Consider the following 25,203-nt stretch of genomic DNA (forward strand, 5'->3'; position numbering starts at 1 on the left):
GGCTGTCGTCGACCGTGCTCGACCGCATACTAAGCGGTCGCTTACCCCCAGGGGAACCGTCCCGGCACCAGTCCCGTACCCACCCGTGATCCGGCGCTCAGTCGTCACCCTTCCCCTTGCGGGTGGGCCGTGCACGTACGTGCATCCGCTCGCCCTGCGGCCCGAACAGGCTGATGAACTCCGCGCCGCCCTCGGTCGTGGCCCCGAACCAGTGCGGCACCCGGGTGTCGAACTCCGCGGCCTCCCCCGGCCCGAGCACCACGTCGTGGTCGCCGAGGATCAGGCGCAGCCTTCCGGAGAGCACGTACAGCCACTCGTACCCCTCGTGCGTCTGCGGGTCAGGGGCCGGTGCGGTGCGGGCGGGCTCGATCACCTTGTACGCCTGGAGGCCGCCGGGCTGACGGGTCAGGGGCAGCATGGTGCGGCCGTGCCGGACGATCGGCTTGGCCCGCACGCGCGGGTCGCCCACCGGCGGGGCGCCGACCAGCTCGTCCAGGGGGACCTGGTGGGCGCGCGCGATCGGCAGCAGCAGTTCGAGGCTGGGCTTGCGGTGGCCGGACTCCAGGCGGGACAGGGTGCTGACCGAGATGCCGGTGGCGGCGGACAGACCCGCGAGGGTGGCGCCGCGCTCCTTGCGGATACGGCGCAGCCGGGGACCCACCTCGGTGAGGACCTGCTCCATCTCTTCCGGCGCTTCCGTCTCTTCGCTCATGCCTCCACTATGGCGCACCTTTTGCACTATCGGCAAACGAGCTTGTCGTTTTCGCAGTGGCGGGGGCATGGTCGGAAGGGAGGTGGTCACCATGACCCGTCACGCGGACCCGAGGGAGCACACGATGGAGAACGAGACGAACCAGGCGTACGACGTGGTGGTCGTCGGCGGGGGCGCGGCGGGCCTGAGCGCGGCCCTCGTGCTCGGCCGCTCCCGGCGGCGGGTCCTGGTGGTCGACGCGGGCGAGCCGCGCAACGCGCCCGCGGCGCACATGCAGGGCTATCTGTCGCGCGACGGCATGCCGCCCGCGGAGTTCCTCGGCGAGGGGCGCCGGGAGCTGGAGCGGTACGACGTGGAGGTCGTGCGCGACCGCGTGACGGCCGTCTCCCCCGACGCCGACGGCGAGTTCGCGGTCGGCCTCGCGGACGGCGGGGCCGTGCACGCCCGCCGGGTGGTCCTGGCCACGGGCGTCGTGGACGAGCTGCCCGACGTGCCGGGCGTCGCCGAGCGCTGGGGCCGCGACGTGCTGCACTGCCCCTACTGCCACGGCTGGGAGGTGCGGGACGAGGCGTTCGGCGTGCTCGCCCCGGAGCCCTTCACCAGCCACCAGGCGCTGCTCGTCACCCAGTGGTCCAAGGACGTGACGCTGTTCCTGCACACCGTGCGGGACCTGCCGGACGCGGAGTGGGAACGGCTCGCGGCGGCCGGGGTCCAGGTGGTGGAGGGCGAGGTCGCGGGCGTGGAGGCCGGGGCGGACGGCCTGACGGGCGTCCGGCTCGCCGACGGCCGGGTGTTCCCGCGCTCGGTGCTGTTCGTCGCCTCGAAGCCGGTGCTGCGGGACGGCCTCCTGAGCGCGCTGGGCGCGGAGTTCAGGGAGACCCCGGTCGGTCCGTACCCGGTGGTGGACGAGACCTTCCGCACGACCGTCCCCGGCGTCTGGGCGGTGGGCAACGCGGCGGGCCCCATGGAGCAGGTGATCAACGCGGCGGGCGCGGGCTACCGGGCCGGCACGGTGATCAACGCCGAGCTCCGGATGAAGGACATCGAGGCGGAGGCGGCCCGGCGCCGGGCGGGAGTCTTCACGCCGGAGGCGGAGGCGGCGGTGTCACGGACGACGGCGGGCGCCCGGATCCACGGCCTGGCGAGCTGAGCACCCGCAAGGGGCGCGGGGAACCGCGCGCCCGGCGAGCCGAGGGAGGCGGCAGCCCGTCGACCGTCACACGGCATCACCCCTGACCACCGCGTGCAGGTGCTGGTCGTGCCACCCGTCCGCATGCAGCAGCGCACCCCGCATCGTGCCCTCCAGCGCGTATCCCGCCTTGGCCGCCACCCGGCAGGACGCCGGGTTGGCCACGGAGTGACAGAGCCGCAGCCGGTGCAGGCCGAGGTCGTCGAAGGCCCAGGCGGTGAGCCGCCGTACGGCCTCGACGGCGACCCCTGCGCCACGCGCCGCAGGCAGCAGCCAGTACACGAGCTCGGCGCTGCCGCCGTGGAGATCGACGTCGCCCCATCCGGCGAGGCCGACGGCCGCACCGCCGCCGGGCCGTGCGACGGCCCAGATGACGCTCGTCTCGGCCCGCCGTCGCTCGTGCATGCGCTCGATCCGCCGGGCCGCCTCGTCCGGGGACTCCGCGGGCAGCAGGTTCCACCGGCTGATGCCCGGATCACGCCCGGCGGCCACCAGGGCCCCGGCGTCGTCCCGGCACCAGGGACGCAGTTCGAGCCCGCAGGGCAGAGCGAGTACCGGCTGGGGTCCACGCGCGAGGCGGCCTGCGGGAACGACCGGCGGTACGGGCACGTCGGAGATCATCGCGGCATCGTGCCACAGGTGCCGGACGGGCGGGGCGACGAGATCGCCGGGATCGGCCGCTTCGACGGAGTCGGCCACCGGGCATGGAGGTTTCGTCCCGTACGCGGTATCGATGCGCGCATGACGGACGCGCGCACGAGCGACGACGCAGCCCCGCACGCCCACCGGTCCCCCGGCCCCGGCGGACCGCCGCCGGGCCTGCCCGCGCCTCCCCCGTCCGGCGCGACCGCGCTGCCGCCCGGGACGTACGACGGGGCCGTCGTCCTGGTCACCGGGGGCGGCACCGGTCTCGGGAAGGCGATCGCGGCGGAATTCGCGCGGCTCGGCGCCGATCTGGTGATCGCGAGCCGCAAGGAGAACCGCCTCAAGGCGGCGCGGGACGAACTGGCGGCGCTGGGCGGGCGGGTGACGGCCCTGACGTGCGACATCAGGGACGCCGACCGCGTCGCGGAGGTCTTCGACGCGGCGCAGGACGCGTACGGTCTGCCGGGCGTCCTCGTGAACAACGCGGCCGCCAACTTCCCCGTCCCCGCGGAGGACATGTCGCCCGGCGCCTGGCGTGCGGTCGTGGACATCACGCTCACCGGCACGTTCCTGGTGACGCGGGAGTTCGGCCGCCGCCATCTGGCCGCCGGGACCCCGGGTTCGGTCATCGACGTGGGGGCGTCGTACGCCTGGACGGGCGGTCCCGGGTTCGCGCACAGCGCGGCGGCGAAGGCCGGGGTGAAGAGCCTGGTGGAGACGCTGGCGGTGGAGTGGGGGCCGTACGGCGTCCAGGTCAACGGACTCGTGCCGGGTCTGATGCCGCACGACGACATGACGGCGGACATCCGCGAGAACCTCGACCGGGCCGACGACAAGGCCGCCCGGCAGCCCGCCCTGCGGGTCGGCCTGCCCCGCGAACTGGGCTGGGCCGCCACGTTCCTGGCCTCCCCCTACGCCCGCTTCATCACGGGCCACACCCTGGTGGTGGACGGCGCGAACTGGCAGCGGCGCGCGGTGGTGAGTCCCCCGGTGACGACCGTGCGCGAGCAGTTGGGGCGGGGCGGGTTCACGCCCTGAGGGGGCGGGGCGGGTTCACGCCCACAGGCGCCGGGCCGGGCACATCGCCCTCGGCCCTACTTGCCCTCGAAGGCCGGCGCCCGCCCCTCCCCCTTCGCCCCGTACCCCTCGCGCGAGTCCTCCGACGTGAGCGTGATCGCCGCGTTCATCGCCACCCGGTCAAGCGCCCCCGCCAGCCCCGCGTCGGCGTACGCGTCGATGCCGCGCTTGATGCCCTGCGCGGCCAGCGGCGCGTTCGCCGCGATCTCGGCCGCGACGGCGCGCGACGTCTTCGCCAACTCGTCGCCCGGCACGACCTGTTGGAGCAGCCGGAGCCGCTCGGCGGTGGCCGCGTCGATGCGGCGGCCGGTGAGCGCGAGCAGCTTCGCCCACCCCGCGCCCGCCTCGCGCGCGATGCGCAGATCACCGCCCGCGTCCACGGCGACCCCGAGCCGCGCCTCGGGCAGCGCGAACACCGCGTCGTCCGCCGCGATCCGCACGTCCGCCATGAGCGCCAGCTCGAAGCCGAAGCCGAGGCAGTACCCCTGCACGGCCGCGACCACGGGCTGCGGGAGCCCCGCGAAGACGCGGAAGCGCTCGTGGACCCAGCGCAGGGCCTCGTAGTAGTTGCGGGTGCGCTCACTGCCGGAGCGGCCCTCGATCGCGCCGCCCGGCGCCGTGATGTCGATGCCCGCGCAGAACGCCCGGCCCTCGGCGCGCAGCAGCACCGCCCTGATGGAGTCGTCGAAGCGGATCCGGTCGGCGAACAGGCCGAGCTGCCGGGTCGATTCCCAGCTCCACGCGTTCAGCTTGCGCGGGCGGCAGAGGGTGAGGATGCCGAGCCCGTCCTCGACGTCGAGGCGCAGCCGCTCCTCGCCCTCCGGGATGTCCGTGCCGATGGTGTCGATCATCCGCGCTCCCCTGCACCGACGGTCCTGATGACCCGTCAGGTTAAGGGCATGGACCTGCCGACAGAAGACGCGCGCCGGCAGTCCGCAACCGACACTCGGCACTCGGCGACCGGCGACCGGCGACCGGCGACCGGTGCCTACCGGCCGAAGACCTCGAAGCCCACCGCCGGCTTCCCGCCGAAGCGCGAGGCAAGCGCGCGGGCGTTGCCCGTGAGGAAGTCGCGGCAGTACTTCTCCGGGTCCTCGTCCGTCAACGCCTCGATGTACGTGCGGTGTTCGAGGAGGGAGGCCACCGAGCGGTCCAGGCCCGCCGTCGCGTCCGCCGCGTGGGTGGGCGTCGACGAACCGGCGACGGCGACCCACCGCACGCCGTTCCACGGCTCCAGGCCCTGTTCCTCGATCAGTTCGGGGAAGATCCAGCGGTTGCCCGCGTCCGCCGCGGCGTCCAGCGTGGCGCGGCCGACCGCCACGTGGTCGGGGGTGTTCCACGCGACGCCGCCCCAGGTGTCGCGGTGGTTGAGCGTGATGACGAGCTCGGGGCGGTGCCTGCGGATCGCGGCGGCGATGTCGCGGCGCAGCGCCGTGCCGTACTCGATCACGCCGTCCTTGTGGTCGAGGAACTCGACGGTGTCGACGCCGACGACGGCCGCGCTGGCCCGCTGCTCCCGCTCGCGCAGCGGCCCGCAGGTGGCGGGGTCGATCGTGTCGATGCCCGCCTCGCCGCGGCTCGCCAGGAGATACGCGACCTCACGGCCGCCGTCCGTCCAGCCCGCGACGGCCGCCGCGCACCCGTACTCCAGGTCGTCGGGGTGCGCGACGACGGCCAGCGCACGCCGCCAGTCCTCGGGCATCGGGGTGAGCTGGTCGGCGGCGGGGACGTGCTGCGGCTCGGTCATGATCCCCAGACTAGCGCCGGGGTCCGACAACGGCCGTCGTCCGGCGAGGCCCGCCGTCAGGCCTCGCCGCGCGTCAGCGCCAGCAGCCGGTCCAGCACACGCGGCCCGCCCACCCGCAGGCCGTTGTGCTCGAACTCGTCGGTGATCCAGGTGCGCAGGCCCCGGATGGCGCGGGCGGTCCGCAGGGCGTGCTCCGTGTCGACGTACATGTCGTCGTGGTAGATCGCCGCGGCCACCGGCACCTCGTTCGCCGCGAGGCGCTCCGTGTCGTACAGGCGCGGCCAGTCCGTGCGCTCGGCCAGCAGGTCCGCGGTCTCGCGCAGCGGGCGCAGCGCCGGGTCGCTGTCGAACATCCAGCGCTGCACGGCCTCCCCGGTGAACAGCACCGGGGCGTCGCCCGCGAGGGCCTTGTCCGCGTCGAACTGCGGGAACTCGCCGCGGACCCGCTCGGCCGACCAGGCGGTGGGCCGCTCGCCCTGGCCGTAGATCGACTCGTGCAGGACGGCGAAGAGCGGACGGCCCGCGTGCGAGAGCTCGGTGGCGACGCTCTCCTGGAACGCGTCGGAGAGCGCACTGCCCGAGGGCGTCCGCACGAAGGCGTCCTCCAGGAGGTAGTGCAGCTGGTGGCTGCCGTCGCCCATGCCGAGCAGCATGCCGAGCGACTGGAAGGCCGGGACGGTCAGGCGGTAGCCGCCCGGCAGGACGGGTTCGTGCTCGGCGAGGTACTCGGCGATGCGGCGGGCCCGCTCGACGTCCTGCGGGTAGCGCGCGTAGTGCGCGGCGGTCTTGCGCTCCATGCGCGGATAGGCGGCGCGGTAGACGTCGTCCGCGTGGCCGTCGAGCGTGGGCAGGCCGCCGGTGATCAGCGCGGTGTCCAGGCCCTCGGGCGCCGCCGACAGGTAGTGCGTGGCGCAGAATCCGCCGAAGCTCTGGCCGAGCACGGTCCAGGGTGCGCCGCCCGTCACCCGGGGGCGGATCGCCTCGCAGTCGCGGACGATGGAGTCGGCGCGGAAGTGGGCGAGGTAGTCGGCCTGTTCGCGGGGGCCGCCGCGCAGCGGAAGGGTCTGGCGGTTGGCGGGCGTGGAGCCGCCGGTGCCGCGCTGGTCGAGGAGGAGGACGCGGAAGTCCCGCAGGGCGCGGGCGAGCCAGGACTCGGCGCCGTTGAAGCGGGTGGCGGCGAGGCCGGGGCCGCCCTGGAGATAGACCAGCCAGGGCAGTTCGGCGCCGCCGCGGGAGGCCGACACCGCCTCGCGGGCGAAGACCTCGATCCGCTCCCCCGCCGGATCGTCGTGGTCGAGCGGCACGTCGAAGCGGCGGTCGGTGAAGACGACTCCTGGCTGGCGGTACGTGGCGGTCAAAGCTGCTCCCGGGCGGTTCGCGTGCGGATCTTCCCTGCCCAGTCCAGCACACCCGCCGGGCGGGGCGCCGGTGGGGCCGCCGTGCCCGCCACGCCGGTGGTCCGGGCGCCGCCCCGTCAGCGCGCCGCCAGGCTGGAGCGCCGCACCACCAGCTCGGGGACGAGGACCACACGGCGGTGTTCGTGCGCGCCGGCGTCCCGCGCCTCCGTCTCCTCCAGGAGGAGTTCGGCCGCCATCGCGCCCATGGTGACGGCGGGCTGGCGCACCGAGGTGAGCGGCACGACGGCGGCGGCCGCGAACTCGATGTCGTCGTAGCCGACGATGGCCACGTCCTCGGGCACCCGCACCCCGGCGGCATACATCGCCTGGAGCACGCCGAGCGCGAGCAGGTCGTTGGCGCAGAAGACGGCGGTGGGCCGCTCCGCGAGGCCGAGGATGCGGGCGCCCGCGTCGCGGCCCGCGGCCACGTCGAGACGCTCGGTCGGCAGCTCGCGCAGCGCCGACGCCCCGAGGCCCGCCTCGGCGAGCACCTGGAGCGCGCCCTCGCGGCGGTCCTTGACCTGGTTGAGTCCGGGCGGCCCGCTGACGTACGCGAGAGCACGGTGTCCGGCGTCCACGAGGTGCCGGACGGCGAGCGCGCCGCCCATCACGTCGTCCACGGAGACGGAGCACTCGGTGGCGCCCTCGGCGACCCGGTCGACGAGGACGAACGGAATGTCGTGCCTACGGAAGGCGTCGATGTTCCGTCCGGTCGCCTCGGCGGGCGTCAGCAGGACGCCGCGCACCCGCTGCTCGGCGAAGAGCGCGAGGTACTCGGCCTCTTCGGAGGGGCTCTGTCCGCTGTTGCACACCATGACGCGCAGCCCGGCCTCGCGCGCGGCCCGTTCGGCACCGCGCGCGACGTCCACGAAGAAGGGGTTGCCCATGTCGAGGACGAGCAGCGCCATGATGCGGCTGCGCCCCGCGCGCAGTTGGCGCGCCGACTCGCTGCGCACGTAGCCGAGCCGGTCGATGACCGCCCGCACCCGGTCGCGGGTCTCCTCGGAGACCGTGTCCGGGCGGTTGATCACGTTCGACACGGTGCCCACCGAGACCCCGGCGTGCTTCGCCACGTCCTTGATGCCGACCATGCGTTCTGGGTGCTCCATCCTGCGCTGCGGCCGCTCCCGGCCGTACGGACCAGCCTACTGAGAGTTCAGAACCGGTACTCGTCGACGTTCTTCTTGTCGAACACCGTGGGCTCCCCGAGGTCGACGACACCGTCCTCGCCGATCGTGAAGGCGCCGAGGTCCCCCGCCTCGAACCGCTCGCCCTTCTTGCCGGTGATCTGCCCGGAGGACAGCGCGACGGCGGTGTGCGCCGCGAGCGCGCCGAGCTTGGCGGGGTCCCACAGTTCGAAGCCCTCGACGGTGCCGTTCTTCACATACTGGCGCATGTCGTTGGGGGTGCCGAGGCCGGTCAGCTTGACCTTGCCCTTGTACTTGGAGCCCGACAGGTACTGGGCGGCCGCCTTGATGCCGACCGTGGTCGGCGAGATGATCCCGGCGAGCCGGGGGTGCTCCTGGAGGAGGCCCTGGGTCTGCTGGAAGGACGCCTGCGCGTCGTCGTTGCCGTAGGCGGTCTTCACGAGCTTCATGTTCTTGTACTCGGGCTTCTTCAGCTCGTCCTTCATGTAGCCGATCCAGGTGTTCTGGTTCGTCGCGGTCTGCGCGGCGGAGAGGATCGCTATCTCGCCCTGGTAGCCGAGCTGTTCGCCGAGGAGCCGCACCTGGCTGCGGCCGAGGGACTCGGCACTGGCCTGGGAGACGAAGACGTGCCGGCAGGCGGGCCGGGTGTCGGAGTCGTAGGTGACGACCTTGACGCCGTTCTTCATGGCCTGCTTGAGCGCGGTGCACAGCGCGCCGGGGTCCTGCGCGGACACGGCCATGGCGTCGACCTGCTGCTGAGTGAGCGTGTTGACGTAACTGACCTGCCCACTGGTGTCGGTGGCGCTGTTGGGTCCCGTCTCCTTGTAGGTCGACCCGAGTTCCCGCACCGCCTTCTCGCCGCCCTTGTCGGCGACGGTGAAGTACGGGTTGTTGACCTGCTTGGGCAGGAACGCGACGGTCAGGCCCTTCTTGGTGGCGGCGTCCGGGTCGGCCTTGGCGTGGGTGGACCTGGCGTCGTCGTCGCTCTGCGCGGAGTCCTTGGTGGTGCCCCCGCAGGCCGTGGCGGCGAGCGCGAGCGAGGTGACGGCGGCGAGGACGGCGCAGACGCGGCGTGGGGCGCGCGTGCGGCGGGCGGTTGCGGACATGGTGGGTCCCTTTCGGAGGCGGGGGCGTGGTGTACGGGGTCAGGGGGCGGGGGTCGCCGAGCGGCGGCCCGCGCGCGCGGTGGTGATCTGCCGTGCCACGCGCGGCCCGAGGACGGACACCACGAGGAGCACGCCCGTGACGACGATCTGCGACTGGGCGGAGACGTTGAGCAGACTCATCGCGTTCTGCAGCGCGCCGAGCAGGAAGACTCCGGCGACGGCTCCGCCGAGGGTGCCCTTGCCGCCGTCGAAGTCGATGCCGCCGAGCAGGACGGCCGCGACGACGGAGAGTTCGAGTCCGGTGGCGTTGTCGTAGCGGGCGCTGGCGTAGTGCAGCGCCCAGAAGACGCCGGTGAGGGAGGCCATCAGGCCGGTGGCGACGAACAGCCACAGCTTGTGGCGCTTGACGCGCACCCCGGCGAAGCGGGCGGCCTCCTCATTGGCGCCGATCGCGAAGAGCGAGCGCCCGAAGGGGGTGGCGTGCAGGGTGACGACGGCGACGGCGAGCAGCACCAGGAAGGGCAGGAACGCGTACGGGACGAAGGTGCCGTCGATGCGTCCCGCGGCGAAGTCGAGGTACTGGACGGGGAAGTCGGTGACCGCGTCCGAGCCGAGGACGATCTGGGCGATGCCCCGGTAGGCGGCCATGGTGCCGATGGTGACGGCCAGGGAGGGCAGTCCGAGGCGGGTGACCAGGAGGCCGTTGACCAGCCCGCAGACGACGCCGAGGAGCAGGCAGAGCGGAATGATCGTCTCGATGGCGAGCCCGGCGTTCCACAGGGCGCCCATCACCGCTCCGGAGAGCCCGGCCGTGGACGCCACGGAGAGATCGATCTCTCCGGAGACCACCAGCAGCGTCATGGGCAGGGCGATCAGGGCGATCGGCAGGGTGTTGCCGATGAGGAAGGAGAGGTTGAGGGCGTTCCCGAAGCCGTCGACGAAGCCGAAGGAGAGCAGGAGCAGGATCACGAGGAGGGCGCCGACGACCGTGTCCCAGCGGACGGCGCGCGTGAGCGGGGAGTCAGTCATGGCGGCCACTCCTTCTGTTGGATGCGGCTCTCTTCTTCAGGACGCGGGCCACGCGCAGGGCCACGACCCGGTCGACGGCGATGGCGAGGACGAGCAGGACGCCGTTGATGGCCAGCACCCAGACGGAGCTGACGCCGAGGGCGGGCAGCACGCTGTTGATGGAGGTCAGCAGAAGGGCGCCGAGCGCGGCTCCGTAGACGCTGCCGGAGCCGCCGGTGAAAGCCACGCCGCCGACCACGACGGCGCTGACGACGGTGAGCTCGTAGCCGTTGCCGGTCGCGGAGTCGACGTTTCCGAAGCGGGCGAGGTAGAGGGCCCCGGCGAGTCCGGCGAGCGCCCCGCACACGGTGTACGCGACGAGGATCCGGCGGCGTACGGGGATGCCTGCCAGGCGCGCGGCCTCCGGGTTGGAGCCGAGCGCGTACAGCTCGCGGCCGCCTCCGTAGTGCCGCAGGTAGTACGCGACGGCGACCAGGACGACGAGGGCGAACAGCGCGAGCCAGGGCACCGCGGAGATGCCTCCGGAGCCGAAGTCGACGTACCCGTCGGGCAGATCGGATGCGGTGATCTGCCGTGAGCCGACCCAGATGGAGTCGATGCCGCGGATGACGTACAGCGTGCCGAGCGTCACGACGAGCGCGGGCACCTGGCCGAGGCTGACGAGCGCGCCGTTGAGGAGCCCGCAGCCGACGCCGAGGGCCACGGCGAGGACGATCGCGGTGGTGGACGTGCCGCCGCCCTGGAGGTGGTTGCCCGCGGCGAAGGCGCTGATGCCGAGCGTGGAGCCGACGGACAGGTCGACGTTGCGGGTGATGACGACCAGGGCCTGGCCGGTGGCGACGAGGACGAGGATGGTCGCGTTCAGGAGCAGGTCCTTGATGCCCTGCTCGGACAGGAACTCGCTGTTGCCGGCCTGGGTGAGCGCGATCATCACCAGGAAGACGAGCAGGATGGCGAGTTCGCGCATCTTGACGACGCGGTCGACGAGGCGGGCGGTGCCGGCCTTGCGGGGGTCGACGGCGGGTGCGGGGGTGCGGGTGGTGACGCTCATGCCGCCCTCCAAGGTGTCTTGGTCATGCCGGGCTCCCGGCTGTCTCGGTCATGCCGGGCCCAGGTGTCCCGGTCATGCCGCGCTCCACGGGGTCCCGGTCATGCCGCCCTCCCGGTGGCCGCCGCCATCACGGACTCCTCGGTGGCGGCGTCGCGCGGGATCTCGGCGGTGAGCCGTCCCTCGTGCATGACGAGGACCCGGTCGGCCATGCCGAGGATCTCGGGCAGGTCGGAGGAGATCATCAGCACCGCGACGCCGTCCGCGGCGAGTTCGGAGAGCAGCCGGTGCACCTCCGCCTTGGTGCCGACGTCGATGCCGCGGGTGGGCTCGTCGACGATCAGGACGCGGGGCCCGGTGGCGAGCCACTTGGCGAGCACGACCTTCTGCTGGTTGCCGCCGGAGAGCGTGCCGACGGCGTCGGCGATCCGCGCGTACTTCACCTGGAGCCGGAGCGCCCAGTCCAGGGCGCGGCTGCGTTCGGCGCCGCGGTCCACGAGCCCGGCCCGGACGGTGGTGCGCAGCCCCGTCAGGGCGATGTTGCGCTCGATCGACATGCCCATCACCAGGCCCTGGGCGCGCCGGTCCTCGGGTACGAGGGCGAGTCCTGCGGCCATGGCGGTGCTTGGCGCGCCGTTGGTGAGCGCCTTGCCCTGCACCTCGACGCTCCCGGCGTCCCACCGGTCGACGCCGAACACGGCTCTGGCCACCTCGCTGCGGCCGGCCCCGACGAGGCCCGCGAGCCCGACGATCTCGCCGCGCCGGACGTCGAACGAGACGTCGAAGAAGACCCCTTCGCGGGTCAGCCGCCGCACGCTCAGCGCGATGTCACCGACGCGGGTGGCCTGCTTCGGGTACAGCTCGTCGAGGTCGCGGCCGACCATGCGGCGCACCAGGTCGTCCTCGGTGAGACCGTCCAGGCTCTCGCTGGAGATCAGCGTGCCGTCGCGCAAGGTCGTGACGCGTTGGCAGAGCGCGAAGATCTCCTCCAGTCGGTGGGAGATGAACAGGATCGCGGCGCCCTGTTCGCGCAGCGCGCGGACGACACCGAAGAGGCGGGCCACTTCGCTGCCGGTGAGCGCGGCGGTCGGCTCGTCCATGATGAGCACGCGGGCGTCCAGGGACAGCGCCTTGGCGATCTCGACGATCTGCTGGTCGGCGATGGACAGGCCGCGCGCGGGCTGGTCGGGGTCCAGGTCGACGGCGAGGCGCGCGAAGAGCGAACGGGCCGCGTCGGCCGTGGCCTTGTGGTCGACCCGGCGCAGCGAGCGGCGCGGTCCGCGCCCCATGAAGATGTTCTCGGCGACGGTCAGGTCGGGGAAGAGCGTCGGCTCCTGGTAGATGACGGCGACTCCGGCGTCGCGGGCGTCGGCCGGGCCGTGGAAGACGACCGGTTCGCCGTCGAGCGAGAGGCCTCCCGCGTCGGGCCGGTGGACGCCGGCGAGGGTCTTGATGAGGGTGGACTTCCCGGCGCCGTTCTCGCCCGCGAGGGCGTGCGCCTCTCCGGCGTGGAGCCGCAGGGAGACGTCCTGAAGGGCGCGTACGGCGCCGAAGGACTTGCTCAGGCCGTGCACGGCCAGGACGGGGGGCTCTCTCATGGGTAGCACCGATCGGTGATGAGGGGCGGTGGGGTGGGTGTGGCGAAGCGCCATGCGGTGAAACGGTGAAAGGTTTCAACCAAGTGGCAGGGAAGCTAGACCTGCGCGAACCGCACCGTCAATGGGAAGAACTTGAGAATCCTGAAATGCCTTGTGTTTCCGCCGGACAGCGACGCGAACCCTTGACAGCATCAGGCCGCCTCCCTAACTTCGCCCTCCGTGAAACGATTCACCCCCGAGTCGTGACGGAGCTCCGTAGTGATCAGCAGAAGACGACTGCTCGGCACCACCACCACGATCGCCCTGGGCACGGCCGTCGCGGGCACCCCACCCGCCTCCGCCGCCGCCCCCGCACGGGACGGCGGCGCCGCCGCGACGTCCCTCCGCGTCACCGAACCCACCGTCGAGTACGCGAGAGCGCCGCTCGGCCTCGACACCCCCCGTCCCAGGCTGAGTTGGCCGCTGTCCTCCGACGCGCCCGACCAGGCACAGAGCGCCTACCAGATCCGGGTGGCCACCAGCGCGCGCCGCCTCGACCGGCCCGACGTGTGGGACAGCGGCAAGGTCACCTCCCCCGATTCGGTTCTCGTCCCCTACGACGGCCCGGAACTTGCGGCGCGCACACGCTACTTCTGGTCGGTCCGCGTCTGGGACACCGCGGACCGGCCCTCCCCGTGGAGCGAGCCCACCTGGTGGGAGACCGGACTCACCTCTGCGGCCGACTGGTCGGCCCGGTGGATCGGCGCGCCCGCCGCCCTGATCGGCGCCCCCGCCCTGGACAAGGCCTCGTGGATCTGGTTCCCGGAGGGCGACCCGACGAGCAGCGCCCCGGCCGCCACCCGCTTCTTCCGTGGGCGCTTCGAGGTCCCCGGCGGCGTCACGCGGGCACGGCTCGTCCTCACCGCCGACGACGGCTTCACCGCGTACGTGAACGGCACGCGCGTGGCGCACACCGAGGCGGACAGCGCCGCCGACAACTGGCGCCGCCCCGTGGTCGTCGACGTCACCGAAGAACTGCGCCCCGGCCCGGCGGCCCTCGCCGTCTCCGCGACCAATGCCGTGACCGGACCGGCCGGCCTGCTGGCCCTCCTGGAGCTGACCACCGCCGACGGCACGCGCACGATCGTCACCGACGCCTCCTGGAAGGCCACCGACAAGGAGCCCTCCGGAGACTGGCAGTCGCCGGGGTACGACGACGGCTCCTGGGCCGCCGCCAAGACCGTCGCGGCCTGGGGCGCGGGCCCCTGGGGCAAGGTCACGGCCGCGCACTCCCCCGCCGCGCAGCTGCGCCACGAGTTCCGCCTGGGCGGCCGGGGGCGCAAGGTCGCACGGGCCCGCCTGTACGCCACCGCGCTCGGTCTCTACGAAGCGCACCTCAACGGCAGGCCCGTGGGCGAGGACCGCCTCGCGCCGGGCTGGACGGACTACCGCAAGCGCGTCCAGTACCAGACCTACGACGTGACGGAGCTGGTCGCCTCGGGGGCGAACGCCCTCGGGGTGACGCTCGCGGCCGGCTGGTACGCGGGCAACATCGGGTGGTTCGGACCCCACCAGTACGGCGAGCGGCCCGCGCTCCTCGCCCAGTTGGAGGTCACGTACACCGACGGCTCGACCGAGCGGGTGCTGTCGGACACCGAGTGGCGCGCCGCCCTCGGTCCGGTCACCGGCGCGGACCTGATGTCCGGCGAGGAGTACGACGCCCGCAAGGAGACCGCGGGCTGGACGCGCGCCGGTTACGACGACTCCGGATGGGTGGCCGCCGACGCCGTGGACGAGGTGACCGCCGCGGTCGTCGCCGAAGTCGACGCCCCCACGCGCGTGGAGAGGCAGATTTCGGCCCGGAAGGTGACCGAGCCGAAGCCCGGCGTCTTCGTCTACGACCTGGGCCAGAACATGGTCGGCGTCGTGCGCCTGACGGTCACCGGCGCGGCGGGCACGACCGTGCGGCTGCGGCACGCCGAGGTCCTCAATCCCGACGGCACCCTCTACACCACCAACCTCCGTACGGCCCGCGCGACGGACACGTACACGCTCAAGGGCGGCGGCAAGGAGACGTACGAGCCGCGCTTCACCTTCCACGGGTTCCGCTACGTCGAGGTCACCGGGTATCCCGGCAGGCCGCCGCTCGACGCGGTGACCGGCCGCGTCATCCACACGTCGGCGCCGTTCACCATGAACTTCAGGACGAACGTCCCGATGCTCGACCAGCTGCACGGCAACATCACCTGGGGCCAGCGCGGCAACTTCGTGTCCGTGCCCACGGACACGCCCGCGCGCGACGAGCGGCTCGGCTGGACCGGCGACATCAACGTCTTCGCGCCGACCGCCGCCTACACCATGGAATCCGCCCGCTTCCTCACGAAGTGGCTCGGCGACCTGCGCGACGGGCAGGCCGACGACGGCGCCTTCACCGATGTCGCGCCGTTCGTCGGGCCGGTCGGCAAGGGCGTCGCGGGCTGGGGCGACGCGGGCGTCACCGTCCCCTGGGCGCTGTACGAGGCCTACGGAGACACGCGCGTGCTGGAGCAGTCCTGGGACTCGATGCTCAAGTGGCTCGACTACCTGGAGAAGCACAGCAGCGGCTGTCTGCGCCCCGCCGAGGGCTACGGCGACTGGCTGAACATCCAGGACGAGACCCCCAAGGACGTCATCGGCACGGCCTACTTCGCGCACAGTGCCGCCCTCGTCGCCAAGACCGCCGAGGCGCTGGGCAAGGACCCGGCGCCGTACACCGCGCTGTTCCGGAGCGTGCGGGACGCCTTCCGCGCCGCGTACGTCACGGGCGGCGGCCGGGTGAAGGGCGACACGCAGACCGCCTACGTCCTGGCCCTGTCCATGGACCTGCTCGCCGAGGGCGACCGGAAGCCCGCCGCCGACCGTCTGGTCGAACTCATCAGGTCCAAGGAGTGGCACCTGTCCACGGGCTTCCTCGGCACCCCGCGCCTGCTGCCCGTCCTCACCGCGACCGGCCACACCGACGTCGCGCACCGGCTGCTCGTCCAGCGGTCCTTCCCGAGCTGGGGCTACCAGATCGACCGCGGCGCGACCACGATGTGGGAGCGCTGGGACTCCATCAGGCCCGACGGCTCCTTCCAGGACGCGGGCATGAACTCCTTCAACCACTACGCGTACGGCTCCGTGGGCGAGTGGATGTACGCGAACCTCGCGGGCATCGCCCCGGCCGAGCCGGGCTACCGGAAGGTCCTGGTGCGCCCGCGCCCCGGGGCCGGCGTGACGGAGGCACGGGCCCGCTTCGACTCGGTGCGCGGCCCCGTGTCGACCCACTGGAAGACGGGCTCCGACGGCTTCCGCCTCACGCTCACCCTCCCGGCCAACACCACGGCCGAGGTATGGATCCCGGCCGACAAGGCCGCACAGGTCGACCACGGCTCGGCACGCTTCCTGCGCATGGACGAAGGGTGCGCCGTCTACGCCGCGGGCTCCGGCACCCACCGCTTCGCCAACTGACCCACGTCGAGACACCTTTCGGAAAGGCTGCGCGATGACCGCCGGCACCACCAAGGACGCCGTGAAAGCGGCACTCACCACCCAGGCCCTGGAGACGCCCTCCTGGGCGTACGGAAACTCCGGCACGCGCTTCAAGGTCTTCGCGCAGCCAGGCGTCCCGCGCACGACGCGCGAGAAGCTGGACGACGCGGCCCGCGTGCACGCGCACACGGGCGTCGCGCCGTCCGTCGCGCTGCACATCCCCTGGGACCGCGTCGACGACTACGGCGCGCTCGCGGCGTACGCCAAGGAGCGCGGCCTGACGCTCGGCGCGATCAACGCCAACGTCTTCCAGGACGACGACTACCGGCTCGGCTCGGTCACCAACCCCGACCCGGCGATCCGGCGCAAGGCCGTCGGCCACCTCCTGGAGTGCGTCGACATCATGGACGCGACCGGCTCGAAGGACCTCAAGCTGTGGTTCTCGGACGGCACCAACTACCCGGGCCAGGACGACCTGCGCGACCGCCAGGACCGCCTGGCCGAGGCGCTGCGCACGGTGTACGAGCGGCTCGGCGACGACCAGCGGATGCTTCTGGAGTACAAGCTGTTCGAGCCGGCCTTCTACGCCACGGACGTCCCCGACTGGGGCACCGCGTACGCGCACTGCCTCAAGCTGGGTCCCCGGGCACAGGTCGTCGTCGACACCGGCCACCACGCGCCGGGCACCAACATCGAGTTCATCGTGGCGACGCTGCTGCGCGAGGGAAGGCTCGGCGGGTTCGACTTCAACTCGCGTTTCTACGCGGACGACGACCTGATGGTGGGCGCGGCCGACCCCTTCCAGCTCTTCCGGATCATGTACGAGGTGATCCGCGGCGGAGGCTTCACCGCCGACGTCGCCTTCATGCTCGACCAGTGCCACAACATCGAGGCGAAGATCCCCGCGATCATCCGCTCGGTCCTCAACGTCCAGGAGGCGACGGCGAAGGCGCTGCTCGTGGACGCCGAGGCGCTCGCCGACGCACAGCGCCGGGGCGACGTGCTCGCGGCCAACGGCGCGCTGATGGACGCGTACAGCACCGACGTGCGTCCCCTACTGGCCGAAGTCAGGGAGGACTTGGGGCTCGACCCTGATCCGCTGGGGGCCTATGAGCGGTCAGGCTGGCAACAGCGGATCGTCGACGAGCGGGTCGGCGGCGCGCAGGCCGGATGGGGGGCATGAGCGGCGTGGAGCAGGAACGACAGCATGTGTGCGTGGGCGAACTCCTCGACCGCGCGCACGCCTTGGGCGCGGACCCGCGCAACACGAACTACGCGGGGGGCAACGCCTCGGCGAAGGGCTCCGCGCCCGATCCGGTGACCGGGGAAGCCGTCGACCTCCTGTGGGTCAAGGGCTCCGGCGGCGACCTGGGCACGCTGCGCGAGTCGGGCCTGGCCGTCCTGCGCCTGGACCGGCTGCGCGCCCTGACCGGGGTGTACGCGGGCGTGGCGCACGAGGACGACATGGTCGCCGCGTTCGACCACTGCCTGCACGGCAAGGGCGGTGCGGCGCCGTCCATCGACACGGCCATGCACGGCCTGGTCGAGGCGGCCCACGTGGACCACCTCCACCCCGACTCCGGGATCGCGCTGGCCTGCGCGGCGGACGGCGAGAAACTGACTGCGGAGTGCTTCGGCGACACGGTGGCGTGGGTGCCCTGGCGTCGGCCCGGGTTCCAGCTGGGCCTGGAGATCGCGGCGGTGCGGGCGGCGCGCCCCGAGGCGATCGGCTGCGTCCTGGGCGGGCACGGCATCACCGCGTGGGGCGAGACGTCCGAGGAGTGCGCGCGCAACTCCCTGCACATCATCCGCACGGCCGAGCGGTTCCTGGCCGAGCGGGGCAGGCCGGACCCGTTCGGCGCGGAACTCGCCGGGTACGGCCCGCTCCCGGAGGCCGAGCGCCGCGCGCGGGCCGCGGCGCTGGCACCGGTGATCCGGGGCCTGGCCTCCCAGGACCGCCCCCAGGTGGGCCACTTCACCGACACCGCGCCGGTGCTGGACTTCCTCGCGCACGCCGAGCACACCCGGCTGGCCGCGCTCGGCACCTCCTGCCCGGACCACTTCCTGCGCACGAAGGTGCGACCGCTGGTCCTCGACCTGCCGCCGACGGCCCCGGCGCACGAGGCGATCGGCCGTCTGCGGGAACTGCACGCCGACTACCGCGAGGAGTACGCCGCGTACTACGCCCGGCACGCGGAGCCCGGCTCCCCCGCGATGCGCGGCGCGGACCCGGCGATCGTGCTGGTGCCGGGCGTGGGCATGTTCAGCTTCGGCAAGGACAAGCAGACCGCCCGCGTGGCCGGCGAGTTCTACGTCAACGCGATCAATGTCATGCGGGGCGCGGAGGCCGTCTCGTCGTACGCCCCGATCGAGGAGTCCGAGAAGTTCCGCATCGAGTACTGGGAGCTGGAGGAGGCCAAGCTGCGCCGGATGCCGCCGCCGAAGCCGCTCGCGGCCCGGGTGGCGCTGGTGACGGGCGCGGGCAGCGGCATCGGCAGGGCCGTCGCGCGGCGCCTCGCCGCCGAGGGGGCCTGCGTGGTGGTCGCGGACCGGGACGCGCGGGGAGCGGCAGCCGTCGCCGACGAACTGGGCGGGCCGGATCGGGCGGTGGCCGTCACCGTCGACGTGACGAGCGAGGCGCGGATCGCCGAGGCGTTCGAGGCGGCGGCCCTGGCCTTCGGCGGCGTGGACCTGGTCGTGAACAACGCGGGCCTGTCCCTGTCGAAGCCGCTCCAGGAGACCACGGCAGAGGACTGGGACATCCAGCACGCCGTGATGGCGCGCGGCTCCTTCCTGGTCTCCCGCGAGGCGGCCCGCGTGATGCGGGCGCAGGGGCAGGGCGGCGACATCGTCTACATCGCCTCGAAGAACGCGGTGTTCGCGGGGCCGAACAACATCGCCTACTCCGCGGCCAAGGCGGACCAGGCCCACCAGGTGCGGCTCCTGGCAGCGGAGTTGGGCGAGGACGGCATCCGGGTCAACGGCGTGAACCCGGACGGCGTGGTGCGCGGCTCGGGCATCTTCGCCGGGGGCTGGGGCGCCCGGCGGGCGGCGGTGTACGGCGTGCCGGAGGAGAAGCTCGGCGAGTTCTACGCCCAGCGCACCCTGCTCAAACGCGAGGTCCTCCCGGAGCACGTGGCGAACGCGGTGTTCGCCCTGACGGCCGGCGACCTCTCCCACACGACGGGGCTGCACATACCGGTGGACGCGGGCGTGGCGGCGGCGTTCCTGCGCTGAGCACCACCCTCGGCAACAGAGCGTCCCACCCCTCCGCACCCCAGAGAGCCGCCATGTCCCGCACCCCGTCCCCCCGCTTCGCCGCCGTCGACCTGGGCGCGTCCAGTGGGCGCGTCATGGTCGGCCAAGTCGGCCCCGACTCGCTCGTCCTGGAGGAGGCACACCGTTTTCCCAACATCCCCGTGCGCACCGGCCGCACGCTGCACTGGGACATCCTCGCGCTCTACGCCGGGGTGCTGGAGGGGCTGCGGGCGGCGGGGCGGCTGCCGGGTGGCCGGCCGGTGTCCGTGGGCGTCGACAGCTGGGCCGTGGACTACGGCCTGCTGGACGCCGACGGCGCCCTCCTCGGCAACCCGGTGCACTACCGCGACCGCCGCACCGAAGGTATCGCCGAGCAGGTGTGGGCGCGCCTGCCGGCCGCCGAGCTGTACGGAGCGACGGGGGTGCAGTACGCGCCCTTCAACACCCTGTACCAGCTGACCGCCGCCCGGGGCAGCGCCCAACTCGCCGCCGCGCGGCACGCGGTGCTCATCCCGGACCTCATCACGTACTGGCTGACCGGCGAGCTCGGCACCGAGCTGACCAACGCCTCCACCACCCAGCTGATCGACCCCCGTGCCGGGAACTGGTCGCGCGAGGTGGCAGGGCGCCTCGACATCGACCTCGGCCTGTTCCCCGCGCTGCGGCGGCCGGGCGACCCGGCGGGCACACTGCTCCCCCATGTCCTGGAGGAGACGGGGCTGCCGGGCCCGGTTCCCGTGACGGCGGTGGCCTCGCACGACACCGCGTCCGCCGTGGCGGCCGTGCCCGCGGCGGACGGAGTCGCCTTCGCCTACCTCTGCACCGGCACCTGGTCCCTCGCCGGTCTCGAACTGGACGCGCCCGTCCTGACGGAGGAGAGCCGGAAGGCCAATTTCACCAACGAGTCGGGCGTCGACGGCACCGTCCGGTACCTGCGCAACATCATGGGCCTGTGGCTGCTCCAGGAGTGCCTGCGCGCCTGGCGCGACCCCGATCTCGGGGCCCTGCTCGCCGCGGCGGCCGACGCGGAGCCGCTGCGCTCGGTCGTCGACGCGGGCGCCCCCGAGTTCCTCGCACCCGGCCGCATGCCGGAGCGGATCGCGCGGGCCTGTCGCGCGTCGGGCCAGCCCGCGCCCGCCAGGCCCGCCGAGACGACCCGCTGCGTCCTCGACTCCCTGGCGCTCGCCCACCGCCGCGCCCTGGTGGACGCCCGGCGGCTGACCGGGCGCACGGTCGACGTCGTGCACGTGGTCGGAGGCGGCGCCCGCAACGCGCTGCTGTGCCAACTGACCGCGGACGCCTGCGGCCTGCCGGTCCTCGCGGGCCCGGCGGAAGCGGCCGCCGTCGGCAACGTCCTGGTGCAGGCCCGCGCGCACGGCCTGCTCGCCGACCGTGCCGAGGCCCGCGCCCTGGTGGCCCGCGCCCTGCCGCCCACGCGCTACGAGCCGCGCGGTGACACCGCCCCATGGCAGGCGGCCCAGGAGCGGCTCGGCGCGCCCGCTCGGGGATGACCGGATCACTCCCGCGACGCTCCCCGTCCGCGTACGCTGCACCCATCCGATGATCGACAAGGAGGAACCCGCGATGCGCGTCGCTCTGTTCCTGACCTGTGTCAACGACACGCTCTATCCGGACACGGGCCGCGCCGTGGTGAAACTGCTGACCAGACTGGGAGTCGAGGTCGACTTCCCGACGGCGCAGACCTGTTGCGGGCAGGCCCACTACAACACCGGGTATCGCCATCAGGCCGAGCCGCTCGCGCGGCATTTCTCCGATGTCTTCGGTTCGGATGCATACGACGCGATCGTGACGCCGTCCGGTTCGTGCGGCGCGATGGTGCGCGAGCTGTATCCGCGCATGGGCGAGCGGGCGCGCGCCGAGGGCCGGGGCGACGGCCTCGCGCGCACCCTCGCGCCGGTGGTGCCCAAGACGTACGAACTCACCGAGTTCCTGGTCGACGTCCTCGGTGTCACGGACGTCGGCGCGTACTACCCGCACATGGTGACGTACCACCCGACGTGTCACGGACTGCGCGGTCTGGGCCTCGGCGAGCGGCCCACCCGGCTGCTGCGGGCGGTCAGGGGACTCGACCTCGTGGAGCTGCCCGGCGCCGAGGAGTGCTGCGGGTTCGGCGGCACGTTCGCGGTGAAGAACTCCGATGTCTCGGCGGCGATGGGCGCGGACAAGGTGCGCCACGCCGAGTCGACCGGCGCCGAGGTGCTGTGCGCGGCGGACAACTCCTGCCTGATGCACATCGGCGGCACGATGGCGCGGCTGCGCACGGCGGTGCGCCCCGTCCACCTCGCGGAGATCCTGGCGAGCACGGAAGAGGAGACCCTGTCATGAGCGGCGGCACGTTCGTCGGTATGCCGGCCTTCCCGACGGCCGCGCGCGACGCAGTCGGCGACACGACGCTGCGCGCCAACCTCCGGCACGCCACCCACACCATCCGCGACAAGCGGGCCCGCGCCGTCGCCGAGCTCGACGACTGGGCCGAGCTGCGCGAGGCGGGACGGCGCATCAAGGACCACACACTGCGCCATCTCGACGACTACCTGGTGCGATTGGAGGAGTCGGTCGTCCGGGCCGGGGGCACCGTGCACTGGGCGGCGGACGCCGACGAGGCGAACCGCATCGTCACGGCCCTGGTGACGGCGACCGGCGAGAGCGAGGTCGTCAAGGTCAAGTCGATGGCGACACAGGAGATCGGGCTCAACGAAGCCCTGGAGGCGGCGGGCATCCACGCCTACGAGACCGATCTCGCCGAGCTGATCGTGCAGTTGGGCCACGACCGGCCCTCGCACATCCTGGTGCCCGCGATCCACCGCAACCGCGGCGAGATCCGCGACATCTTCGCCGAGGAGATGGCCGGCTGGGGCCGTCCCGCGCCCGAGGGTCTGACCGACACGCCCGCCGAGCTCGCCGAGGCGGCCCGGCTCCACCTGCGCGAGAAGTTCCTGCGCGCCAAGGTCGGCATCTCGGGGGCGAACTTCATGGTTGCCGAGACGGGCACGCTCGTCGTCGTGGAGTCGGAGGGCAACGGCCGGATGTGCCTGACGCTCCCCGAGACCCTCATCTCGGTCGTCGGCATCGAGAAGACCGTCCCCACCTGGCGCGACCTGGAGGTGTTCCTCCAGACACTGCCGCGCTCCTCGACGGCCGAGCGCATGAACCCGTACACGTCGACGTGGACGGGCACCACCGACGGCGACGGCCCGAGCACCTTCCACCTCGTCCTCCTCGACAACGGCCGCACGGACACCCTCGCCGACGAGGTCGGCCGCCAGGCCCTGCGCTGCATCCGCTGCTCGGCGTGTCTCAACGTGTGCCCGGTGTACGAGCGGGCGGGCGGGCACGCGTACGGCTCGGTCTATCCGGGCCCCATCGGCGCGATCCTCAGCCCGCAGCTGCGCGGCACCCAGAGCGAGATCGACGCCTCCTTGCCGTACGCCTCCTCGCTCTGCGGTGCCTGCTACGAGGTGTGTCCCGTCGCCATCGACATCCCCGAGGTCCTGGTGCATCTGCGGGAGCGGGTCGTCCAGGGCGGCGAGGTCACCCGGCGCGGGGTGAAGGTGACGCTGAAGCCGGCGAAGGGGCACGCGGCGGAGCGGGCCGCGATGCGGGCGGCGGGCCTGGCCTTCGCCCGCCCCGGTGCGCTGCGCGCGGGCCAGCGCCTCGCGTCGCGCACCCGGCGCCTCCACCCGCGCAGGCTGCCCGGCCCCGGGCGCGCCTGGAGCGCGACGCGGGAACTGCCGAAGGTCCCCGCGGAGCCGTTCCGCGACTGGTGGCAGCGGACGAACGGCGGCAAGGACGACGGTACGAGCCGGGGCAGCGGAAAGGGCGGCGGCAAGTGAGCAGCAGGGACCGGATCCTGGGCCGGGTGCGCCGGGCGCTCGCCGATGTGCCGGACGACGGCGGTCCGGACACGACGTACGAGCGTTCGCTGGAGCGCGGCTATCTGCGCGCGCACGGCGACCGCACCACCGAGCAGACCGTCGACCTGCTCGCGGAGAACCTCGCGGACTACCGCGCGCTCGTCCACCGCTGCACGGGCGAGGAGCTGCCCGAGCTCCTGACGCGCCTGCTCGCGGCGCGCGGCGCGGGGACCGTGCTGGCCCCGCCGGGCCTTCCTCCCCACTGGCTGAAGGCGGCCGACGCCACCCGCGTCCACGACCGCGCCGCGAGCACCCCGCACGAGCTGGACCGGGTCGACAGCGTGGTCACGGGCTGCGCGCTCGCCGTCGCCGAGACCGGCACGATCGTCCTCGACGGCTCCCCGGACCAGGGCCGCCGCCGCATCACCCTGGTCCCCGATCACCACATCTGTGTCGTACGGGTCCCCGGCCAGGTCGTCGACTCGGTGCCGCAGGCCCTCGAACGGCTGGACCCGGCCCGTCCGCTCACCTGGATCTCCGGACCCTCCGCGACCAGCGACATCGAGCTGGACCGGGTCGAGGGAGTGCACGGTCCGCGCACCCTTGAGGTGGTGCTGATGAGCGGTGAGTGACGGGCGCGGCTAGCGTGAGGGCATGATCCGGTTCGAGCAGGTGACCAAGCGCTACCCGGACGGCACGACGGCCGTGGACGACCTCTCCTTCGAGGTCGCCGAGGGCGAACTGGTCACGCTCGTGGGCCCCTCCGGCTGCGGCAAGACCACCACGATGATGATGGTCAACCGTCTCATCGAACCGACGTCGGGCCGCATCTTCGTGAACGGCGAGAACATCGCGGACGTCGACCCGGTGCGCCTGCGCCGCCGCATCGGGTACGTCATCCAGCAGGTCGGCCTCTTCCCGCACCGCACGATCCTCGACAACACGGCGACCGTCCCGGCCCTCGTCGGCTGGAAGAAGGCGAAGGCGCGGGCCCGCGCGGCGGAGCTGCTCGACCTGGTGGGCCTGGACCCCACGACGTACGGCTCCCGGTATCCCGAGCAGTTGTCGGGCGGGCAGCGCCAGCGCGTCGGCGTGGCCCGCGCCCTGGCGGCCGATCCTCCGGTGCTCCTGATGGACGAGCCGTTCGGCGCGGTCGACCCGGTGGTGCGCGAGCAGTTGCAGGACGAGTTCCTGCGGATGCAGGCGACCGTCCGCAAGACGGTGCTGCTGGTCACGCACGACATCGAGGAGGCAGTGCGGCTCGGCGACCGCATCGCGGTGTACGGGCAGGGGCGCATCGAGCAGTTCGACACGCCCGGCGCGGTGCTCGGGGCGCCCGAGACGCCGTACGTGGCCGAGTTCGTGGGTGCCGACCGGGGTCTGAAGCGGCTTTCCGTCACCGAGATCCAGACGGACGACCTGGAGGAGCCGCCGATCGCCCGGCTCGACGAGCCCGCCGCGCAGGCCGCGGCCCGGCTGCGTGAGGAGGAGGCGCGCTGGGCGGTCGTCCTGGACGCGGACGGCGATCTGCACGGCTGGGTGGGCGTCGACGAGGTCGCGCTGGCCGGCACGGGCGGCACGGTGGGCGATCTGGCGCACCGCATGAACTCCTGGGTCCCGGTCGGCGCCCCGCTCAAGCAGGCGTTCGGCGTGATGCTCCAGCACGACGCGGGGTGGGTCGCCGTGCTGGACGGCGCCCGCTTCCTCGGCGTCCTGACCCCGGCCAAGCTCCACGAGGCGCTGCGCCGCTCGGTGGACGCGGACGCGCAGGGGGTCGCGCGGGACCAGGTGGAGTTCGACTCGGTCGCCGATGCGTAGGGCAGACGCCCCGTAGGGGCGCGGGCAACCGCGCGACCAGCCCGGAACGACCCGCGGACGAAGGCCC

General features: G+C 73.1%; 20 protein-coding genes. 10 read left to right on the forward strand and 10 right to left on the reverse strand.

The genetic code is table 11. The features are described from left to right. Window positions 1–97: 97 nt before the first annotated feature. Entirely contained in the window at window positions 98–712 is a 615-nt protein-coding gene (locus tag AB0L89_RS29195) for an XRE family transcriptional regulator (protein ID WP_365147144.1), read from the reverse strand. Window positions 713–803: 91 nt separating this feature from the next. Between AB0L89_RS29195 and AB0L89_RS29200 the strand changes: the two genes are divergently transcribed. Beyond that, a complete protein-coding gene (locus tag AB0L89_RS29200; protein ID WP_365147147.1) occupies window positions 804–1,862 on the forward strand; it encodes an NAD(P)/FAD-dependent oxidoreductase in 1,059 nt (352 codons plus the stop codon). 66 nt (window positions 1,863–1,928) lie between these two features. Here the strand turns inward: AB0L89_RS29200 and AB0L89_RS29205 are convergent, their stop codons facing one another. Further along, complete coding sequence (locus AB0L89_RS29205) at window positions 1,929–2,600, reverse strand: GNAT family N-acetyltransferase (RefSeq protein ID WP_365147150.1); 672 nt, start codon at window positions 2,598–2,600, stop codon at window positions 1,929–1,931. 42 nt (window positions 2,601–2,642) lie between these two features. On the opposite strand from AB0L89_RS29205, the gene AB0L89_RS29210 reads away from it, so the two are divergent. Beyond that, window positions 2,643–3,584: an SDR family oxidoreductase gene (locus AB0L89_RS29210; protein ID WP_365147153.1), complete on the forward strand. Its 942-nt coding sequence runs from the start codon at window positions 2,643–2,645 to the stop codon at window positions 3,582–3,584. 56 nt (window positions 3,585–3,640) lie between these two features. Here the strand turns inward: AB0L89_RS29210 and AB0L89_RS29215 are convergent, their stop codons facing one another. From AB0L89_RS29215 to AB0L89_RS29250, 8 genes are all read right to left on the reverse strand, one after another. Beyond that, entirely contained in the window at window positions 3,641–4,474 is an 834-nt protein-coding gene (locus tag AB0L89_RS29215) for an enoyl-CoA hydratase/isomerase family protein (RefSeq protein ID WP_365147156.1), read from the reverse strand. Between the two features lie 137 nt (window positions 4,475–4,611). Next, window positions 4,612–5,370, reverse strand: coding sequence for a PIG-L deacetylase family protein (locus AB0L89_RS29220; protein WP_365147159.1), 759 nt, complete (start codon window positions 5,368–5,370; stop codon window positions 4,612–4,614). Window positions 5,371–5,426: 56 nt separating this feature from the next. After that, window positions 5,427–6,728, reverse strand: coding sequence for an alpha/beta fold hydrolase (locus AB0L89_RS29225; RefSeq protein ID WP_365147162.1), 1,302 nt, complete (start codon window positions 6,726–6,728; stop codon window positions 5,427–5,429). 116 nt (window positions 6,729–6,844) lie between these two features. Beyond that, window positions 6,845–7,858, reverse strand: a complete 1,014-nt coding sequence (locus AB0L89_RS29230; RefSeq protein WP_365147165.1) for a LacI family DNA-binding transcriptional regulator — start codon at window positions 7,856–7,858, stop codon at window positions 6,845–6,847. 65 nt (window positions 7,859–7,923) lie between these two features. Beyond that, on the reverse strand, window positions 7,924–9,021 hold the full coding sequence (rhaS, locus tag AB0L89_RS29235; RefSeq protein ID WP_365147168.1) for a rhamnose ABC transporter substrate-binding protein: 1,098 nt from the start codon (window positions 9,019–9,021) through the stop codon (window positions 7,924–7,926). A gap of 39 nt (window positions 9,022–9,060) precedes the next feature. Next, window positions 9,061–10,050 (reverse strand): ABC transporter permease, encoded by a 990-nt coding sequence (locus tag AB0L89_RS29240; RefSeq protein WP_365147171.1) that lies wholly within the window; start codon window positions 10,048–10,050, stop codon window positions 9,061–9,063. After that, a complete protein-coding gene (locus AB0L89_RS29245) occupies window positions 10,043–11,101 on the reverse strand; it encodes an ABC transporter permease (protein ID WP_365147174.1) in 1,059 nt (352 codons plus the stop codon). The genes AB0L89_RS29240 and AB0L89_RS29245 overlap by 8 nt, the downstream gene beginning before the upstream one ends. Before the next feature lie 98 nt (window positions 11,102–11,199). After that, window positions 11,200–12,696: a sugar ABC transporter ATP-binding protein gene (locus tag AB0L89_RS29250; RefSeq protein ID WP_365147177.1), complete on the reverse strand. Its 1,497-nt coding sequence runs from the start codon at window positions 12,694–12,696 to the stop codon at window positions 11,200–11,202. Between the two features lie 258 nt (window positions 12,697–12,954). On the opposite strand from AB0L89_RS29250, the gene AB0L89_RS29255 reads away from it, so the two are divergent. From AB0L89_RS29255 to AB0L89_RS29290, 8 genes are all read left to right on the forward strand, one after another. Continuing rightward, entirely contained in the window at window positions 12,955–16,164 is a 3,210-nt protein-coding gene (locus tag AB0L89_RS29255) for an alpha-L-rhamnosidase (protein ID WP_365147180.1), read from the forward strand. Window positions 16,165–16,198: 34 nt separating this feature from the next. Next, a complete protein-coding gene (rhaI, locus tag AB0L89_RS29260; protein ID WP_365147183.1) occupies window positions 16,199–17,368 on the forward strand; it encodes an L-rhamnose isomerase in 1,170 nt (389 codons plus the stop codon). Continuing rightward, on the forward strand, window positions 17,365–19,422 hold the full coding sequence (locus AB0L89_RS29265) for a bifunctional aldolase/short-chain dehydrogenase (RefSeq protein ID WP_365147186.1): 2,058 nt from the start codon (window positions 17,365–17,367) through the stop codon (window positions 19,420–19,422). The genes rhaI and AB0L89_RS29265 overlap by 4 nt, the downstream gene beginning before the upstream one ends. A gap of 53 nt (window positions 19,423–19,475) precedes the next feature. After that, window positions 19,476–20,954, forward strand: a complete 1,479-nt coding sequence (locus AB0L89_RS29270) for a rhamnulokinase family protein (RefSeq protein ID WP_365147189.1) — start codon at window positions 19,476–19,478, stop codon at window positions 20,952–20,954. 73 nt (window positions 20,955–21,027) lie between these two features. Then, window positions 21,028–21,789 carry a (Fe-S)-binding protein gene (locus AB0L89_RS29275; RefSeq protein WP_365147192.1) on the forward strand — a complete coding sequence of 254 codons (762 nt, stop codon included), beginning with the start codon at window positions 21,028–21,030 and terminating at the stop codon, window positions 21,787–21,789. Further along, window positions 21,786–23,297 (forward strand): lactate utilization protein B, encoded by a 1,512-nt coding sequence (locus tag AB0L89_RS29280; protein ID WP_365147195.1) that lies wholly within the window; start codon window positions 21,786–21,788, stop codon window positions 23,295–23,297. The genes AB0L89_RS29275 and AB0L89_RS29280 overlap by 4 nt, the downstream gene beginning before the upstream one ends. Then, on the forward strand, window positions 23,294–23,950 hold the full coding sequence (locus AB0L89_RS29285) for an LUD domain-containing protein (protein ID WP_365147198.1): 657 nt from the start codon (window positions 23,294–23,296) through the stop codon (window positions 23,948–23,950). Before AB0L89_RS29280 ends, AB0L89_RS29285 begins: the two co-directional genes overlap by 4 nt. A 22-nt stretch (window positions 23,951–23,972) precedes the next feature. After that, window positions 23,973–25,136 (forward strand): betaine/proline/choline family ABC transporter ATP-binding protein, encoded by a 1,164-nt coding sequence (locus AB0L89_RS29290; protein WP_365147201.1) that lies wholly within the window; start codon window positions 23,973–23,975, stop codon window positions 25,134–25,136. The last annotated feature ends 67 nt before the right edge of the window (window positions 25,137–25,203 follow it).

Origin of the sequence: Streptomyces sp. NPDC052114 (assembly GCF_040680155.1) — a bacterium.
Lineage (GTDB): Bacteria > Actinomycetota > Actinomycetes > Streptomycetales > Streptomycetaceae > Streptomyces.

Excerpts from the sequence above, each read along its gene's own strand:
- AB0L89_RS29195 (WP_365147144.1), bottom strand. The coding sequence starts at position 712 with ATGAGCGAAGAGACGGAAGCGCCGGAAGAGATGGAGCAGGTCCTCACC.
- AB0L89_RS29200 (WP_365147147.1), top strand. The coding sequence starts at position 804 with ATGACCCGTCACGCGGACCCGAGGGAGCACACGATGGAGAACGAGACG.
- AB0L89_RS29210 (WP_365147153.1), top strand. The coding sequence starts at position 2,643 with ATGACGGACGCGCGCACGAGCGACGACGCAGCCCCGCACGCCCACCGG.
- AB0L89_RS29215 (WP_365147156.1), bottom strand. The coding sequence starts at position 4,474 with ATGATCGACACCATCGGCACGGACATCCCGGAGGGCGAGGAGCGGCTG.
- AB0L89_RS29220 (WP_365147159.1), bottom strand. The coding sequence starts at position 5,370 with ATGACCGAGCCGCAGCACGTCCCCGCCGCCGACCAGCTCACCCCGATG.
- AB0L89_RS29230 (WP_365147165.1), bottom strand. The coding sequence starts at position 7,858 with ATGGTCGGCATCAAGGACGTGGCGAAGCACGCCGGGGTCTCGGTGGGC.
- rhaS (WP_365147168.1), bottom strand. The coding sequence starts at position 9,021 with ATGTCCGCAACCGCCCGCCGCACGCGCGCCCCACGCCGCGTCTGCGCC.
- AB0L89_RS29240 (WP_365147171.1), bottom strand. The coding sequence starts at position 10,050 with ATGACTGACTCCCCGCTCACGCGCGCCGTCCGCTGGGACACGGTCGTC.
- AB0L89_RS29245 (WP_365147174.1), bottom strand. The coding sequence starts at position 11,101 with ATGAGCGTCACCACCCGCACCCCCGCACCCGCCGTCGACCCCCGCAAG.
- AB0L89_RS29250 (WP_365147177.1), bottom strand. The coding sequence starts at position 12,696 with ATGAGAGAGCCCCCCGTCCTGGCCGTGCACGGCCTGAGCAAGTCCTTC.
- rhaI (WP_365147183.1), top strand. The coding sequence starts at position 16,199 with ATGACCGCCGGCACCACCAAGGACGCCGTGAAAGCGGCACTCACCACC.
- AB0L89_RS29265 (WP_365147186.1), top strand. The coding sequence starts at position 17,365 with ATGAGCGGCGTGGAGCAGGAACGACAGCATGTGTGCGTGGGCGAACTC.
- AB0L89_RS29270 (WP_365147189.1), top strand. The coding sequence starts at position 19,476 with ATGTCCCGCACCCCGTCCCCCCGCTTCGCCGCCGTCGACCTGGGCGCG.
- AB0L89_RS29275 (WP_365147192.1), top strand. The coding sequence starts at position 21,028 with ATGCGCGTCGCTCTGTTCCTGACCTGTGTCAACGACACGCTCTATCCG.
- AB0L89_RS29280 (WP_365147195.1), top strand. The coding sequence starts at position 21,786 with ATGAGCGGCGGCACGTTCGTCGGTATGCCGGCCTTCCCGACGGCCGCG.
- AB0L89_RS29290 (WP_365147201.1), top strand. The coding sequence starts at position 23,973 with ATGATCCGGTTCGAGCAGGTGACCAAGCGCTACCCGGACGGCACGACG.